This is a genomic window from Micromonospora sp. NPDC051543 (assembly GCF_044454415.1).
Classification (GTDB): domain Bacteria; phylum Actinomycetota; class Actinomycetes; order Mycobacteriales; family Micromonosporaceae; genus Micromonospora.
Genome location: NZ_JBITDT010000011.1, coordinates 134,474 through 149,311, shown reverse-complemented (window position 1 = coordinate 149,311; position 14,838 = coordinate 134,474). Strand labels below are relative to the sequence as shown.

Annotated in this window: 16 protein-coding genes; 4 read left to right on the top strand and 12 right to left on the bottom strand. The window is 73.1% G+C overall.

Features of this window, described 5'->3' with window-relative positions:
- Positions 1 to 5: 5 nt before the first annotated feature.
- From ACIA3K_RS21240 to ACIA3K_RS21225, 4 genes are all read left to right on the top strand, one after another.
- Positions 6 to 1,115 (top strand): hypothetical protein, encoded by a 1,110-nt coding sequence (locus ACIA3K_RS21240; protein ID WP_396803114.1) that lies wholly within the window; start codon positions 6 to 8, stop codon positions 1,113 to 1,115.
- Positions 1,116 to 1,454: 339 nt separating this feature from the next.
- Complete coding sequence (locus ACIA3K_RS21235) at positions 1,455 to 1,763, top strand: hypothetical protein (RefSeq protein ID WP_396803113.1); 309 nt, start codon at positions 1,455 to 1,457, stop codon at positions 1,761 to 1,763.
- The gene (locus tag ACIA3K_RS21230) at positions 1,764 to 2,264 is read left to right on the top strand and encodes a hypothetical protein (protein WP_396803112.1); all 501 of its coding nucleotides are present in this window, start codon (positions 1,764 to 1,766) and stop codon (positions 2,262 to 2,264) included.
- Positions 2,265 to 2,267: 3 nt separating this feature from the next.
- A complete protein-coding gene (locus tag ACIA3K_RS21225; RefSeq protein ID WP_396803110.1) occupies positions 2,268 to 2,669 on the top strand; it encodes a hypothetical protein in 402 nt (133 codons plus the stop codon).
- 67 nt (positions 2,670 to 2,736) lie between these two features.
- On the opposite strand, the gene ACIA3K_RS21220 is transcribed toward ACIA3K_RS21225, so the two are convergent.
- The 12 genes from ACIA3K_RS21220 to aceB form a co-directional block, all read right to left on the bottom strand.
- The gene (locus tag ACIA3K_RS21220; protein ID WP_396803108.1) at positions 2,737 to 3,054 is read right to left on the bottom strand and encodes a hypothetical protein; all 318 of its coding nucleotides are present in this window, start codon (positions 3,052 to 3,054) and stop codon (positions 2,737 to 2,739) included.
- Entirely contained in the window at positions 3,054 to 3,509 is a 456-nt protein-coding gene (locus tag ACIA3K_RS21215; protein ID WP_396803106.1) for a YbaB/EbfC family nucleoid-associated protein, read from the bottom strand. The genes ACIA3K_RS21220 and ACIA3K_RS21215 overlap by 1 nt, the downstream gene beginning before the upstream one ends.
- On the bottom strand, positions 3,506 to 4,261 hold the full coding sequence (locus ACIA3K_RS21210) for a hypothetical protein (protein ID WP_396803104.1): 756 nt from the start codon (positions 4,259 to 4,261) through the stop codon (positions 3,506 to 3,508). The genes ACIA3K_RS21215 and ACIA3K_RS21210 overlap by 4 nt, the downstream gene beginning before the upstream one ends.
- The gene (locus tag ACIA3K_RS21205; RefSeq protein ID WP_396803102.1) at positions 4,258 to 6,684 is read right to left on the bottom strand and encodes a hypothetical protein; all 2,427 of its coding nucleotides are present in this window, start codon (positions 6,682 to 6,684) and stop codon (positions 4,258 to 4,260) included. Before ACIA3K_RS21205 ends, ACIA3K_RS21210 begins: the two co-directional genes overlap by 4 nt.
- 3 nt (positions 6,685 to 6,687) lie before the next feature.
- Positions 6,688 to 7,374 carry a hypothetical protein gene (locus ACIA3K_RS21200; RefSeq protein ID WP_396803100.1) on the bottom strand — a complete coding sequence of 229 codons (687 nt, stop codon included), beginning with the start codon at positions 7,372 to 7,374 and terminating at the stop codon, positions 6,688 to 6,690.
- Between the two features lie 83 nt (positions 7,375 to 7,457).
- Complete coding sequence (locus ACIA3K_RS21195; protein WP_396803099.1) at positions 7,458 to 7,745, bottom strand: hypothetical protein; 288 nt, start codon at positions 7,743 to 7,745, stop codon at positions 7,458 to 7,460.
- Positions 7,746 to 7,783: 38 nt separating this feature from the next.
- Positions 7,784 to 8,071: a WXG100 family type VII secretion target gene (locus ACIA3K_RS21190; RefSeq protein WP_396803097.1), complete on the bottom strand. Its 288-nt coding sequence runs from the start codon at positions 8,069 to 8,071 to the stop codon at positions 7,784 to 7,786.
- Between the two features lie 130 nt (positions 8,072 to 8,201).
- Positions 8,202 to 9,737 carry a ricin-type beta-trefoil lectin domain protein gene (locus tag ACIA3K_RS21185; protein WP_396803095.1) on the bottom strand — a complete coding sequence of 512 codons (1,536 nt, stop codon included), beginning with the start codon at positions 9,735 to 9,737 and terminating at the stop codon, positions 8,202 to 8,204.
- A 58-nt stretch (positions 9,738 to 9,795) separates the two neighbouring features.
- Entirely contained in the window at positions 9,796 to 10,788 is a 993-nt protein-coding gene (gene alc / locus ACIA3K_RS21180; protein ID WP_396803094.1) for an allantoicase, read from the bottom strand.
- Positions 10,785 to 12,101, bottom strand: a complete 1,317-nt coding sequence (allB, locus tag ACIA3K_RS21175; protein WP_396803092.1) for an allantoinase AllB — start codon at positions 12,099 to 12,101, stop codon at positions 10,785 to 10,787. The genes alc and allB overlap by 4 nt, the downstream gene beginning before the upstream one ends.
- Positions 12,098 to 13,270, bottom strand: a complete 1,173-nt coding sequence (locus ACIA3K_RS21170; protein ID WP_396803090.1) for a DUF6986 family protein — start codon at positions 13,268 to 13,270, stop codon at positions 12,098 to 12,100. Before ACIA3K_RS21170 ends, allB begins: the two co-directional genes overlap by 4 nt.
- Positions 13,270 to 14,823, bottom strand: coding sequence for a malate synthase A (aceB, locus tag ACIA3K_RS21165; protein WP_396803089.1), 1,554 nt, complete (start codon positions 14,821 to 14,823; stop codon positions 13,270 to 13,272). Before aceB ends, ACIA3K_RS21170 begins: the two co-directional genes overlap by 1 nt.
- Between the last annotated feature and the right edge of the window lie 15 nt (positions 14,824 to 14,838).

Here is a 14,838-nt window from a genome sequence, read left to right as displayed (position 1 = left end):
GTGTTGTGGGCACGGGCCCGGGGGCGTGCGGGGTCACGCTCAAGCCTGTGGTCTGCGGGTGCTGCCGGGACCCCGTGCCGGGATCCGGGGTTGAGACGACCGGCGCCGGCTTGCCCGCCGGGGCGTCGCCGATCGTGGTCGGCGGCGAAACCGCCGGGGACGGCGTCGCGGTCGGAGCCGGCGTCGGAGTGGAAGTCGGAGTCGCGGTCGGGGTGGAGACCGGCGTCGCCGTTGACGTGGGGTTCGGCGTCGCGGTCGGGCCCGGCGTCGCGGTCGGGCCCGGCGTCGCGGACGGGCCCGGCGTCGCGGACGGGCCCGATGTCACGGTCGGTGTGGGATTCGGCGTCGTGGTTGGTGTCGACGGCGCGAGGCTCGGGGCCGCCGGGGTTCCGGGCGCGGTCGCCGTCGCAGTGCCCGCCGTGGGCGGCGTCGTCGTCGCGGTTCCGGGCGGGGACGGTGTCGCGGGCGCGGTCGGTGACGTAGGGGCGGGTGGAGTCCCCGTCGTGGGCGGAGTGGAGGCTGACGTCGGGGCCGACGCTGAAGTGGTCGCCGACGTCGAGGCGGCGGGCGACGTCGAGGCGGGCGATGAGGTGGCGGGGTGCGCCGTCGGCGGGCCTGACGCGGTTGCCGGCGCGGGTGCTGACGTCGGCAGTGGAGCGACCGGCGCCGACGTTGACTGTGAACTGGTCGACGTTGTCGTCGAGGCGGCGTTCGACGGCGTCGAGGCGGCAGCCGGCGTGCCGGAGGCGGATGTCGACGGCGTCGGTCCCGCCGACGAGCTGGCCGGCGAGACCGGCGTGGCGGTAGCGGCGGACGGGGCCGGGGACGAGGCGGCAGTCGAGCCGGGTGTCGTCGTAGCCGTCGGGCTACCGCCGGCCGCCGTCGTCATGGACGGCGCGGTGGTGGAGTTGGGCGCACCGGCCGATCCACTCGCCCCGGTTGACGTGCCGGCGGGTGACGACGAAGTGGTCATCGGCGTCGAACCGGTGGGTGTGGCACTGCCGCTCGTCTGCCCGCCCGACGGTCCGCCGACTGTGGCTACCGGTGTGGTGCCGGCGGTCGTCCCGGATGTGGGAGCCCCCGCCGCGCCGCTACCGGAAGTGCCGGTCACCTGAGCGGTACCCGCCGACGGTCCCATCGCAGCCCCCACCCCGGAACTCCCGTTCGAGGAAGCTCCCGGCGCGGAGGCCGACGTCGAAGCGGACGTCGAAGCGGGCGACGCGGCGGCGGGGCCGGCGCCGACGGACGGCGTCGATCCGGCCGGGGCCGAGGCAGACGTCGCCGGAGCCGATGCCGACGCAGGACCCGACGCCGACGACGCAGAGGACGCAGACGCAGGATTCGACGCCGACGACGCCGACGCCGGGGCCGAGGAGGGCGAAGCCGGAGCCGACGTTGAGGACGTCGGCGCGGCGGACGCCGACGACGGGGCAGCCGAGGCCGAGGCCGGTCCGGTGCCTGCCGCCGCCGGACTGGTCGATGCTGTCCCGCCCGAACGAGCGGCGGTCGTCGGCGCGGTGGTCGAACCGGCGGTGGGCGTGCCCAGCGACGCCGGTGCGGCGGTGGCGCCGGACGTATCCGCCTGCGACGCGGCGTCCGAGGTGGGCCGGTCGGCGGCAGTGTCTCCGGCCTTGTCCCCGCCGGTGTCGGCCGACTTCTCCGGCGCGTTCGCGTCGGGCTTCTCGTCGAACCCAGGTTTCTCCTCGACGCCGGGCTTCTCGGCGTCGACGGGCTTCTCGGCGTCGCCGACCGCCTCGGCGTAGGTGGGTAGCCCGTCCACGTCCGGCACGGCCACCTCACCCACGCCGCCGCCGTGGCTGCCGTTGGAGGGTCCGCCCTCGGACGCGCCGCCGATCGTCGCGGCGGTCACCGAGCCCCAGTTGAACGCCTGCCCGAAGATGGCGCCGGTGCTGGCGTCCGCGATGGCACCGCCGGCACCCTGCGCGGTCGCGGAGATGGCGGCGTACGCGCCCTTGAACTGGATGTCCCTGATCTCGCGCATCCCATTGCCGGTGATGCTCTGGGTGGTGCTCGTCCACGCGTTGGCCAGGTGTCGGGCGGCCTCGCCGGCGACGAGGCGGCCCGCGCCGGCAGCGACGCCACCGATCACGCTGCCGACGCCGGACACCAGCAACGACTGGGTGTCCAGGCCGCCGATGCGCAGGCCGCGGGCGATCTGGGCGAGCTGGGTGGCAAGGTCCACGCCGAAGCCGAGGGCGACCTCGGCGGCCAGTTCCGTGACCAGCGTGCGCAGGATCGCGTAGAGGATGCCGCGCGCGGTGGCCACCACCACCGGGATGAAGAGCGCGCCGAAGAGGGTGGCCAGCAGCCAGGCGATGGACGCCGCCAGCACGATCAGCTGCACGATGATCGTGACCTTGGTCTTCTGGATGTCCGCGGCGGCGTTCATCGAGGTCTTGGCGAGTTCGTCGGTGACGCTGGCGAGGGCGTCGAGGACTCCGGGGAGGTCGGAGCGGACCAGATCGGTGTACGTGGTGGCGGCCGACCCGGTCATCGAGTCGCCGAGGGAACGGGCCAACCCGGGCATGTCCTCGCGCAGTGCCCGCAGGACGGTGCCGTGCTCGCTCCACAGCCCGTGCATGCGCCGCAGCATCGCCTCGTTGCCCTCGGGCCACTCCATGCCGACCACGACCTTCAGCAGCCGCTGAAGATCGGGGGGCAGGTCGACGACCCCGGGCCCGGAATCCTCCGCCATCGAATCCTCCGTGCCCTCTGCTACTCGCTGGTCAGCTCCAGCGAGCCGCCGCCCTGCGCGTCGAGTTGCTGGAACGCGTCGGCGATCACGTGCAGGTTGTCGGCGACCCCACCGAGGGTCGCGACCGTCGTGGCGATGTCGGCGAGCTGCTGTTCGGCGGTCCCGACGTAGTTGTTGGCGAACGACTTGCCCGCGTCGTCGTCTCCCCAGCACCCGTAGACGGCGTCGAGGTCCCGCTGCAAGGCCCTGAGCGCCTCCCCGAGTCGGTCGCCGCCGGTCCCGAGCCGGTCGGCCACGCCGTGCACACCGGGAATGTCCGCGGAGGTGATCTCAGACATCAGTTGTCCCCCCGCAGCCGTGCCTGGTCGGCCGGGGACACCGCGCCCGGCGGCAGGACGTCGAGGGAGGCACTGAGGAAGCTGCTCACCATCCGGTCCAGGTCGACCCGGCCGCCGGCCAGATCCTGGAACGAGATGCCGGGCAGCACCTCGTCGCCGGCGACGTCGGTGAGCTGGGTCAGGGACTCGGCGCGGGCCGCCGCTATCGTCTCGGTGACCAGCGCGGCCAGCTCGGCCGGGGCCATCTGGCGGTACCGGGTGGTGTGGAACGTCAGCTTGAGGATCTCGCCGCGGGCGTTCACGGCGACCGACAGCATCCGGTCCTTCGAGGTGGTCGTCGTGCCCTGGGCCATCCGCTCGTGCATGCGTCCCAGGCGTTCGCGTTCCTCGGCGAGGGTCTGCAGGGCGGCCTCGAATCCGGCGGCGGTCTCACCGGTTGGTCGCTGGTCGGTCATGACGGGCTCCTCTCGGGGCGTACGGGTGTCGAGGTCCGGCCGCGTCCGGGCGTTCCCCAGCCGTCGGACGATTCGGCCCAGGGGCCGGGATCGACGGGTGCGGGGATGACGACGCGCCGCTCGCGCTGTTGCGCGCCGACCGCGCCCATGCCCATGCCCATCCCGCCCATCGGCATCATCGGCATCATGGGTGAGCCCGCGCCGGGCGACGCGGCACCGGGCGGGCTGGGTGGGACGTCCCGGTCGGGGTCGAGGTCGCCGGCGAACAGCTCGACGCCGGGAGGCGCCGATCCGGCCAGCTCCCGCCCGGTCGCGGTGACCGGAGGCGGCGGCGGCAGGTCCAGCCCGGCCCGCAGTAGCGCCGCCCCGGTGGACGAGAGGACGACCTGGCCCTGCACGTCGTACCCATCGGGTCGCGTCTGTGGATCCGCGGCCTGGCGGGCGACCAGCTCGCCCAGCCGGTCGCGGGCGTCGGCCAGCGAGTCGCCGGCCCGGCGCAGCGCGCTCGCGAAGTCGGTCGCGGCGAGCTGGTCGAGCACGGCCGCGACGTGGGCGGACGACGACGGCACCGAGGACGACGGGCCCGTCGTCCGGCAGGCCTCGTCGGCGTCACGCAGGGCACGACGGTACCGGTCGGCGAGCTCGGCGAAGGTCTGCCGACGCTCCTCGAAGCGGTCTGCGGCGGCGTAGAGGGTCGCGGGCGGCGTACGGCTCAGCCGGGCCGCCGCCTCCTCGAGCAACGCGACGGTCACGACGGCCGCCCGATCGCCTCGGCGGAAGCCCCGTCGCTGTTCTCCTGCCAGGCCTCGTCGTCGCCCTCCAGCCAGATGCTGCGTTCCCGGTCGCGGGGTGGCTGCTGCCCGTGGCCCTGACCCATCGGCGGCATCATCGGCATGCCCTGCCCGGCGGACGGGTCGACGGCCCCCGGGCCCGCCGGGCCGGCCTGCGCGACCGGGACGGCGGGTCGGAGGTCGGTGAGCGGGCCGCCGGCGGTACCGACACCGCCCGCACTCCCTGCCGAGCCGCCGCCACCGCCACCGGCCGAGCCGCTCCCACCCGAGCCCAGGCCGCCGCCCGAACCGGTCCCCCGCAGGAAGTCGGCGAGGCTGGTCGGCCGGCCGTCCCCGGTGTGGACGCCGTTCTCCTCGGTCAGGTCGTCGAGAGCCTCGGTCGCGCTCTCGCGGGCGTCTTCCAGCGCCTCGATCCGGGTCTTCTCCTCGGCGCTCTCGCCCGGCTGCGCCTCGGCGTCCGCGACCAGGTCGTCGATGGCGGCGTCGACCGCCTCCCGGGCCTCGCGGACGGCGTCGTCGTGCAGGGCATCCTGGGGATCCGTGGTGTCCGCCGATCGGGCCATGTCCTCGAGGGAGTCGTCGAGCGCGTCCCGGGCGTCCTCGAGCGCCGCACGACGCTGCTCCTTGGACTCCGGATCCGCGTCACTTGCCTCGTTCTCCTCCAACAGATCGTCGATGGCGTCGGTGGCCGCGTCCCGGGCGTCCTGCACGGCCTCCGCGGGAGTGCTGGCGTCGCCCTTGCCCAGCAGGTCCTCGATCGCCTTGTCCGCGGCCTGCCGGGCGTCGTCGAGCGCCTGCTGACGCTCGGCGCCACCCGCGCCGGACTTGCCCGACAGGTCCGCGATGGCGTCGTCGGCGGCCTTCTTGGCGTCGTTCAGGGCCTGCTGCCGGGCCGCCTCGGACGGCTGTCCACCGCCCGCGCCGGGCCCGGTGCCGCCACCCGAGCCGCTGGACGGGCCGGAGGACTCGGTCGGCAGGCCGCCTCCCGAGGAGCCGCTGCCCGGCATGCCGCCACCGGCCGACTGCAAACCCTCGATCGCGTCGTTCGCCGCCTTCTGCGCGTCGTCCAACGCCTTCTGCCGTGCCTGCTCAGCGCCACCGGTGCTGCCCTTGCCGCCACCGGAACTGCCCGAGCCCCCGCCGGGCATGCCGCCGCCGGGACTACCACCGCCACTGCCGGGGCTGCTGCCGCTGCTCGGACCCCCGCCACTACCGCTGCCCTTGCCGCCCCCCGAGCTGCCGGACCCGGGGCTGCCACCGCTGCCCATGCCCGGCATGCCACCGCCCGCACCGGCGCCGGAGGTCTCCCCGCTCGGCGCGCCTTCGCTGCCGGACGTACCGCCAGCCGGGTTCGAGAGGCTGTCGATGGCGTCGTTGGCCGCGTTCTGCGCGTCCTGAAGGGCGGCCTGCCGCTCCGCGGCACCGTCGCCGCCACCGGACCCGGAGCCGTCGCTGCCGCCGGCCCCGGAGCCGTCACTGTTCAGCGCGCCGTCGCCGAGGCCCCCGCCGGACGAGCCGCCGGTCGACCCGCCCGCGCTGCCGTCCGGCGCGGCGTCCTGGAGGTTGTCGATCGCGTCGTTCGCCCGGTCCTCGGCCGCGTCGTCCCGCTCGTCGTTGTTGTTCGACGAGGAGATGTCGTCGTCCAACAACGAGGAGTCGTCGTTCGACGAGGAGTCGTCGTCATCCTGGTTGGACGAGGAGTCGTCGTCGTCCCCGTTGGACGAGGACGAGTCGTCCGCCGCGCTGGTGAACACGTTCGGCGGGGTGATCTCCAGCGGGTCCAGCGCCTCGCCCTTGATGACGTACTTGTCGCTCAGCGTCATCAGCAGCTGCCGCATGTGCGGCATCATGATGTTCTGCTCGACCATCTGGTACGCCGCGTCGCGGGCCTTCTGCAACATGTCCGCCGGCGGCGACAGCTCGACCGCGTTGTACGCGTCGTACACCGCCCCCTCGAACAGCTTCTCCTGCTGGTCGGTGAGCTGGTGGAACGTCTCCACCGCCTCCCAGAAGGCGGTGGCGAACACCTTGATGTCGTGCCCGACGTCGCCGACCAGCTGCCCGTACCCCTCCAGCCGGTCGTGCACGGCCCGGCTGTGGTTGAGCAGTTCCGTCGTCCGTTCCTGGAACGCGTCACCGGCCTGGCCGACGAAGCCCGGGTCCAGGGCCGTCTTGATCCGGTCGAACTCGTCGTTGATGCGGGCGAGTTCGGCGGCGGCCTTGTCAAAGGCGGCCCCCGCGTCGTGCCAGGCGTTGCCGGTCTCCGCCGTGTTGTCCACCAGTTCGCTGACGTACGGCTGCAGGTCCGTCCACACGTGCAGCGAGGCGAACGTCTGCCCACGGGGGGCGGGCGTCTGGAGTGAGCCGACCGAATCCTCGGGCATGGCCTACTTCTCGTCGTCCTCGGGCGTGACGGTCGTGGTGAAGCTGGTGCTCTGCGGCACGGACTGGTTGTTCTCGCCGTCGGTGAAGAACCCGCCCTCGTAGTCGTAGTCGAGGACGTCGGTGTCGGTGAAGAGCACCTGTGGGGTGATGGAGGTGTCCGGGAAGACGGTGACGTTCAGGTCCTCCGGCGCCGGCAGGGTGACCTCGATGCTGCCGTCGTCGGCCTTCCGCGCCTCGCCCGTCATCGGGTCCACCTCGAAGCCGAGGCGCGCGCCGTCGCGGTTGACGTTGTCGCCGGTGTCGTACGTCTCCTCGCCATCGGCGGGCGGGATGGTGAGGCCGCCGACCGATGCGGTCCAGGTCTCGATCTCGTCGACGGCCTTGCCCTGCAACGAGTCGCCGTTGGCCTGGTCCTGCTGCTCGAAGATGTCGGCGATGGTGCGCAGCCTGGTGCCGAGTGCCTCGAAGGACGCCTGTAGGTCGAGGGCGTGCTGGCGCAGGCCGGCACCGCGGTCGGCGACCATGGCCTCGAGCCACTGGGCGGCGTCGAGTTTGCCGGCCTCCAGCGTGCTGGTGTCCGCCGCCGTCTCGAAGATCGTCATGCTGCCGTCGGTCATGAGGTCCTCGATCTGCCTCGCCGCGTCGCGTAACGCCGTGAGGTCGATCTCGGTGCTGTCCGAGCTGGCCATTTGCTCCACTGCTCCTTTCCGGACCGAGGTGTGCGTCACGAGGTGCGGGCGGCGGCGGAGAGAATCCCCGCCGCCCCTGCGGTCTACCGGGAGCCGAGCTTCCTGTCGGTCGACTGGTAGTCGGCGAACTTGTCGGCCAGGTCCTTGCTTCGCGCAAGCGTGGTGTCGTTCAGCGTGGTGATTCCGTCCCGGACCTTCTGGGCCTTCGCGTCGTAGGCGGCGACGTATTCACCGTTGAAGGCGAGAACCCTCTTGGCCTCCTGCTCGAGGACGTCCAACTGGGTGATCACGTTGTCGCTGATGCGCTTCATCTCGTCGTAGGCGACGTCCATGGAGTCGTAGTCGTACTTGATGTAACCCGGATCCGTCACGGCGGATGCTCCTTCTCAAGGTTGATGGAGGACGGCGATCAGGAGAGGGAACTGCCCTGCTCCTGGTTGAGCCGTTCCAGTTCCGTCTTGCACTCACGCAGGAACTGCTCGCAGTCGTCGAGGAGCTTGAGGATGCCGATCATGTCCGTGCTCCACTCGTCCTGGACCTTGTTCAGCGTCTCCATGAGGTAACCGGAGTTGGCCGCGTAGAGGTCGTTGACCGTGTCGTCGAGACCCGTACGCTGCTTGTCGAGGTCCGCCTCCGCGGCCTGGTGGTTGTCGGCCGCCGCCTCGATTTCTTCCGGGGTGATGTCGGTGATCGCCATGCTGGCTGCCTCCTGTGCGCCGGTGATCGTTGGCACCGACAGACAACCAGGCGGCGGGCGGGCACAGGTCCGACCGGGAGAGCCGTGGGTCGATCTCCGGGGATTTCCCTCACCGGAGGCGGACGGCCGATCAGGTGACCGGCCGCCAGGTCTGGTCGGCGTCGTAGTTGCAGGTCCAGATGGCCGTGGTCGCCAGGTCCCAGCCGATGTCCACGCACATGCCGCCGTTCACCGGGCTGATCAGGGCGTCGTCGCGCAGGGTCCAGCGCTGGGTGTCGGCACCGTCGCAGGTGGCGGTCTGCACGAGGGTGCCGTCGGTGACGCCGCTGTCGTTGACCTCGAGGCAGAGTCCGCTGCGGGCGGACCGGATCGTGCCGTCCGACCGCACGTTCCACCGCTGCGACACCTTGTCCGGGTCACACGGCTGAATCCGGGAGGCGAGCAGGTCGGTGGCGGCGCCCGCGTCCAGGCACTGGCCGGACCGCTCGTGCGCGAACATCGTCCCCGAGGGCTTCCGGCTCGCACTGGGCTTGGGCGTCCCCGGCTTCGGCGACGCGGGAGGCGGCGCACTCGCCCGCCTCGATGGGGTGGCCGCGGGCGACCTCGACGGGCCCACCGGGGCGGACGGCGACGGCGCGGCCACCGGCAGGACACCGAGGCGGGTGTCGAGCCGGTAGTAGTCGGTGTACCGGCGGACCTGGTCCAGGAAGGACAGTGTCCTCGCGTCCGGTACGCCCCCGGCGCGTCGGACGGTGTCCTCGCCGGCCCGCCACGCGGCGAGCGCGAGCAGGTACGGGTCGCCCGGCAGCCCGGCCAGCTCCTTCGCCAGTCGGCACATCGCGAGAGCGAGCACGCCGACGGCGTCCTCGGCCTTCGACGGCGAGGCGTTGGCGGGGGCGTACCGCTGCCACAGCTCTGGTGGCACCCCGGCGACGCCGCCCGGCGCGTCCGCCCGGAACCCGGACACGGCCATCATCTGACCGGCGAGCGCGGCGGCGGGGACCTGCGGGCACCGCCGGCCGGCGGCGGCGATGACGGGCGCGAGCGTTTCGGGCAGGGGTACGGCGTCCGGGGCTGCCCCGGCCGTGAGGGCCAGCTCGCCGGCGTCCGCGAAGTGCGGCAGGCCCTGGTAGTAGGTGGCGTAGCCGGCGGCCCGGTCGACGTACTCGGTGGCCGAGTCGGGGACCCGACCAGCTTTGGTCACCGCCGGAACGCCGGACCGGAAGCCGGCCAGCGACAGCCGCCACGGGTCGCCCTTGACGCCGGCCTGCCGGATCTCACCGCCGAGCTGGCACATGAGGTGTGACAGGGCGGCCACGGCGGCGGCCGGGTCGGTGCGCTGCGCGCCTGGCCAGGGCACCCAGCGTTGCCACTGCTGATCGTCGAGGCCGGTCAGGCCAGTGCCGCCGGACACCGTGCGCGTGGCGTTCACGTCCACGCCGGACTCGGCCATGAGCTGCCCGGCGATCCGGGCCGAGGACAGCATCGGGCAGGCGTGCCCCGCCGACAGCACGGCGGACATCTGCTCGTCGGACAGCGACCGTCCGACCGTCTCGTCCTGACGCGCGTACGCGGTCACTCCGATGCCGACGGCGGCGGCGACACCGACCGCGACCAGGCCGGCGACCCAGCCACGACCGCGCAGAGACGTCCCACGAGCCCGCACGTTCCGTCCTCCCGATGACGACCCCACGCACCTGCAACGAGACCCGCGGACGCCAGGTTCACGCCGACGACCACCGCCTTCGCAGGGTAGCCAGGCCGGCGGGGGTGATCTCACCCAGGACACGCAGCCGGGCCATTCCACCGTCCGGGTACGCGTCGAGGCGTACCCAGGTGGCGGCGTCCGCGTCCGCGACCAGGAAGCGGTGCCGGGTGTCGGGTTGCAGGCGGGTCACCGGCAGCAGGTCGAACCAGCCGTCCGGGTCGTCCGGGTCGGTGGCGCACCCGCGGACCGCCGCCGCCCCGGGCGCGTTGCCCTTGAAGTGGCTGGTGTCCAGCTCGACGACGCGGACGACGCCGGGTGCGGCCAGGCGCAGCAGGACCCAGTCGTTGCCGTCGTCGCGGCGGCGGGCCGTCTCCCAGCCCTCCCCCATCGTGCGTGCCCGACCGGGGGCGATGAGGTTGTGCGGCGTGCCGTAGAACATGTCGCTGCACCCCACGACGAGACCCCCGTGTTCCAGGGCCGCGAGGTCGACCAGGCCGCCGGCGAGGAACCGGGGGTCCGGGGTGGCCTCGCCGTGCACCCGCAGCCGGGCGACACCGCCGTCCGGGAAGATCGACAGCCGTATGTGGGTGACCCGGTGACCCGGTTCGACGGAGAAGACGTTGCGGGTGTCGCCGGCGAGCGCCACCCGGGGCACCAGGGGCGTCCAGGTCGCGTCGTCGAGGTCCTCGGGTGCCGGATGCCCGTCCAGGCGGCAGGCGTCGACCGCCGCGTACGGCGGGTAGTTGCCGGTGAAGTGGCTGGTGTCCACGACGACCGTGTGCACGATCCCGGGCACGCCGAGCCGCACGATGGCGTGGTCGTGCCCGGGGGTACGCCGACGGCGGGTCTCCCACCCCTCGTACACCTGGCCCTTGGCCCCGAAGGTGGCCGGGGTGAACGTCGGCGGCTTCGGGTCGACGAGGTGATCGGCGGGGGCGAAGAACTCGTCGTTGGCGTGGACGACGCCACCGGACAGTGCCCGGGAGGCGAGGTCGGGAAGTGTGGTCATCGGCTGCTCCGGGAGATGAGGCGTCCCCGTGCCGGTCCGTCCGGCGAGACCGGCTGGCCACGCAGCCACACGTCGCGTACGACGCCGTGCAGCGTCCGCCCGGTGTACGGGGTGACGGGGTGGCGGTGTCGCAGCGCGGTCGGGTCGACCACGAACGGCTCGTCCGGCGCGAAGGCGACGAGGTCGGCGTCGAATCCCGCAGCGATGCGCCCCTTGGTGCCCAGCCCGGCGATCTCGGCGGGTCGCTGCGCCATCCAGCGGACGACGTCCACCAGCCGGTATCCGCGCCGCCGGGCACCGCTCCACACCGCCGGCAGCCCGATCTGCAACGACGAGATGCCACCCCACGCGGCGGCGAAGTCACCGCTCGGCGGTCTCTTCAGCGTCGGCGTGCTGGGCGAGTGGTCCGAGACCACACAATCGATGACACCGGCGACGAGGCCCGCCCACAGCCGGTCCTGGTTGGCGCGGTCGCGGATCGGCGGGCAGCACTTGTACTCGGTCGCGCCGTCGGGCACCTCCTCGGCGGTGAGGCAGAGGTAGTGGGGGCAGGTCTCGACGGTGACTCTGACGCCCGCGCCTCGCGCGGCGGCGATCAGCGGCAGGGCGTCGGCGGACGACAGGTGCAGGATGTGGACGCGCGCGGCGGCGCGACGGGCGGCGTCCAGCACCTGGGCGATGGCCGCCGTCTCGGCGTTCGGTGGCCTTGATGCCACGAAGTCGGCGTAGCGGCGCGACGGCGGTGCGGCGCTGATGTCGTCGGGGTTCTCGGCGTGCACGATGAACAGGGCGTCGACCGCGCGCAGCGCGGTGTCGAGCGCCGGTGGGTCCAGCGGCGGGAACTCCGGCACGCCCGAGTCGACGAGGAAACACTTGAAACCGAGGACGCCCGCGCGGTGCAGCGCCGCGAGGTCTCCGGCGTTGCCGGGCACGGCCCCACCCCAGAATCCGACGTCCGCGTGCACCCTGCCGTCGGCGGCGCGGCGCTTGACGTCGAGGGCCGGCACCGACACGGTCGGCGGGAGGGAGTTGAGCGGCATGTCGACGATCGTCGTCACGCCGCCGGCTATCGCGGCGCGGGTGGCCGAGGCGAAGCCCTCCCACTCCGTACGCCCGGGTTCGTTGACGTGCACGTGGGTGTCGACGAGGCCGGGCAGCAGGGCCAGGTCGCCGAGGTCGGTGACCGGCCCGTCGGGTACGGCATCGTGGTCGGTCACCGCCTCGACACGTCCGTCGGTGACGCAGACCGTCGCCGGCCGTTCGCCCTGCGGGGTGACGACCCGCGTCGAGCGCAGGACGAGGTCGTAGCTCACAGCGCCTCCAGGGTGGCTCGGTCGACGCCGACCTCGTCCGGGTCGAGCGCGCCGCAGTCGAGCCCACGGCGCAGGAACCCCGCGAGCGCGTGTGCGGTCGCTGGTTCGTCCAACACGCCACCGGCCCGGCGGTCCAGGTAGGCCGTGAGGCGTTCCACGGTGGCCGCCCGGCTCTCGCGGAAGAAGGCGTAGGTGGCGGCGTACCGGGTGGGCAACTGCGCGGGATGCAGGTCCCAACCCTGGTAGAAGCCCCGCGCGAGGGACCGCCGGACCAGGCTCGTGTGCAGCCGCCAGGCCCGGTGTACGGCGGTCGCGTCGCCGACCGGGAGCACGTTCGAGGAGCCGTCGCTGAGGCGTACGCCGGTGCCGGCCGCCGCCGCCTGCATGACGGCCTTGGCGTGGTCGGCGACGGGATGCTCCAGCGACTGGTGGGCGGCCGCGATGCCGCAGGCGGCGCTGTAGTCGTACGTGCCGTAGTGCAGCCCGACGCAGCGGCCCTGGGCCGCGGTGATCATGCGGGCGACGGTGGCGGTGCCGTCCGCGCCCAGCACCGCCTCCGGGGTCTCGATCTGCAACTCGAAGCGCAGGCTCCCAGCCGGCAGGGCGTACGCGGCCTCCAACGCCGCGCACAGCAGGGACATGGCCGCGACCTGCTCGACGGCCCGAACCTTCGGCAGGGTGACGACGAAACCGGGCGGGGGTGGACCGAGCGCGTCGAGGAACACGTCGAGGGTACGGATCGCCCGGTCCCGGCTGTCGGGGTCGAGGCTCTTGCAGCGCAGCCCGACGAACGCGGGGCACGGGCCGTCCCGCAGCGCCGTGGCGGCGACCCGGGCGGTCTCGTCCTCCTCGTCGTCGTCGCGTACGCCGTAGCCGTCCTCGAAGTCGAGACGGAGATCCTCGATGGGCTCGGTGGACAGCTTCGCCAGCACGCGGTCGCGCAGCTCCACTCCGAACGGCAGGGGTGGGCACCCGTTCAACGTGTCGAGCGCCTGCTCGCCCCAGCGCCGGCACAGGTCCGGGGTGTACCGGTCCGCCGGCACGTAGACGGTGTGCACCGGCTGCCGACCGGGGGCCTCACCCGGGTAGCGACGCCGCAGCGCCTCGTCGACCGGCGCGAGCCGGCGGTCCAGTTCGAGGCCGGTCCGCTCGTGCAGTCGGCGGCCCATCAGTCGACGACCTCGTACGCGGGCACCGTGAGAAAGTCGACGAACTCGTCGTCCAGCGCGCCCCGCTCGACGAGGGCGCGTGCGTCCGGCCACCGTCCGGCCGCGTAGGCGGTCTCCCCCACGGCGTTGCGGATCCCGGCCAGCTCCTCCCCCACGACGCGTCGGACGAGGTCCGCGGAGACGGTCTCGCCGGTGTCGGCCAGCCGGACACCCTGGTGCGCCCACTGCCAGACCTGGGCGCGGGAGATCTCGGCGGTGGCCGCGTCCTCCATGAGGTTGTTGATGGCGACGGCCCCGACGCCCCGGAGCCAGGCCTCCAGGTATCGCAGCGCGACCGAGACGTTGGTCCGCAGCCCGGCCGAGGTGACCTCGCCGCCCGTGACCGTGAAGTCGAGCAGCCGGTCGGCGGGCACGCGCACCTCGTCGCGCGTGCGGTCCAGTTGGTTGTCCCGCTGTCCGAGGACGCCGTCGAAGACCTCGCGGCAGACCGGCACCAGCGCGGGGTGGGCCACCCAGGAGCCGTCGAAGCCGTCGTTCGCCTCCCGCTCCTTGTCCGCGCGGACCTGCGCGAAGGCCGCCGCGTTCCGCTGCGCGTCACCGCCGGGCACGAAGGCCGACATGCCGCCGATCGCGACCGCGCCACGGCGGTGACAGGTCGCGACGAGCAGATCGGTGTACGCGCGAAGGAACGGCGCGGTCATCGTGATCGCGGCACGGTCGGGCAGGACGGTCCGTTCGCGGAAGTTCTTGATGATGGAGAACAGGTAGTCCCAGCGCCCCGCGTTGAGCCCGGCGGCGTGCGGTCCGAGCGCGTGCAGGATCTCGTCCATCTCGAACGCCGCCGTGATGGTCTCGATGAGCACGGTCGCGCGGATCGCGCCGCGTCCGACGCCGAGCGTGTCCTCGGCGTACGCGAACACGTCGTGCCAGAGTCGCGCCTCGGAGTGGCTCTCCAGCTTCGGCAGGTAGTAGTACGGGCCGACGCCCCGCGCGATCGACTCCCGCGCGTTGTGGAAGGCGTGCAGGCCGAAGTCGACGAGCGCGCCGGCGGCCGGCACGCCGTCGACCAGCACGTGACGCTCGTCGAGATGCCAGCCCCGTGGTCGTACGACGATGGTGGCGAGCGGCCCGTCGGCGCGCAGGGCGTAGTGCCGCCCGTCCGGCGCGTCGTGGGTGATCGTGGCGCGTACGGCGTCGTACAGGTTGATCTGCCCGGCCATCACGTTCGCCCAGTGCGGCGTGTTGGCGTCCTCCAGGTCGGCGAGCCAGACCTGCGCGCCGGAGTTGAGCGCGTTGATGGCCATCTTGCGGTCGGTGGGTCCGGTGATCTCGACGCGCCGGTCGACGAGACCGGGTGGCGGCGGGGGCACCCGCCACTCGGATTCGCGGATGTCCTTCGTCCCGGTCAGGAAGTCGAGTCGACCGGTCCGGGCGATCTCCGCGCGTCGCCGGGCGCGACGGTCGAGCAGTTCGGCCCGGCGGGCGTCGAAGCGCCGGTGCAGCTCGCTGACGAACTCCAGCGCCTCGGGGCTGAGGATTTCCCGTTCGGTCATCGTCGGCACGTGCAC

Excerpts from the sequence above, each read along its gene's own strand:
- ACIA3K_RS21225 (WP_396803110.1), top strand. The coding sequence starts at position 2,268 with ATGCCGCGCGCGGTGGCCACCACCACCGGGATGAAGAGCGCGCCGAAG.
- ACIA3K_RS21220 (WP_396803108.1), bottom strand. The coding sequence starts at position 3,054 with ATGTCTGAGATCACCTCCGCGGACATTCCCGGTGTGCACGGCGTGGCC.
- ACIA3K_RS21215 (WP_396803106.1), bottom strand. The coding sequence starts at position 3,509 with ATGACCGACCAGCGACCAACCGGTGAGACCGCCGCCGGATTCGAGGCC.
- ACIA3K_RS21205 (WP_396803102.1), bottom strand. The coding sequence starts at position 6,684 with ATGCCCGAGGATTCGGTCGGCTCACTCCAGACGCCCGCCCCCCGTGGG.
- ACIA3K_RS21200 (WP_396803100.1), bottom strand. The coding sequence starts at position 7,374 with ATGGCCAGCTCGGACAGCACCGAGATCGACCTCACGGCGTTACGCGAC.
- ACIA3K_RS21190 (WP_396803097.1), bottom strand. The coding sequence starts at position 8,071 with ATGGCGATCACCGACATCACCCCGGAAGAAATCGAGGCGGCGGCCGAC.
- alc (WP_396803094.1), bottom strand. The coding sequence starts at position 10,788 with ATGACCACACTTCCCGACCTCGCCTCCCGGGCACTGTCCGGTGGCGTC.
- ACIA3K_RS21170 (WP_396803090.1), bottom strand. The coding sequence starts at position 13,270 with ATGGGCCGCCGACTGCACGAGCGGACCGGCCTCGAACTGGACCGCCGG.
- aceB (WP_396803089.1), bottom strand. The coding sequence starts at position 14,823 with ATGACCGAACGGGAAATCCTCAGCCCCGAGGCGCTGGAGTTCGTCAGC.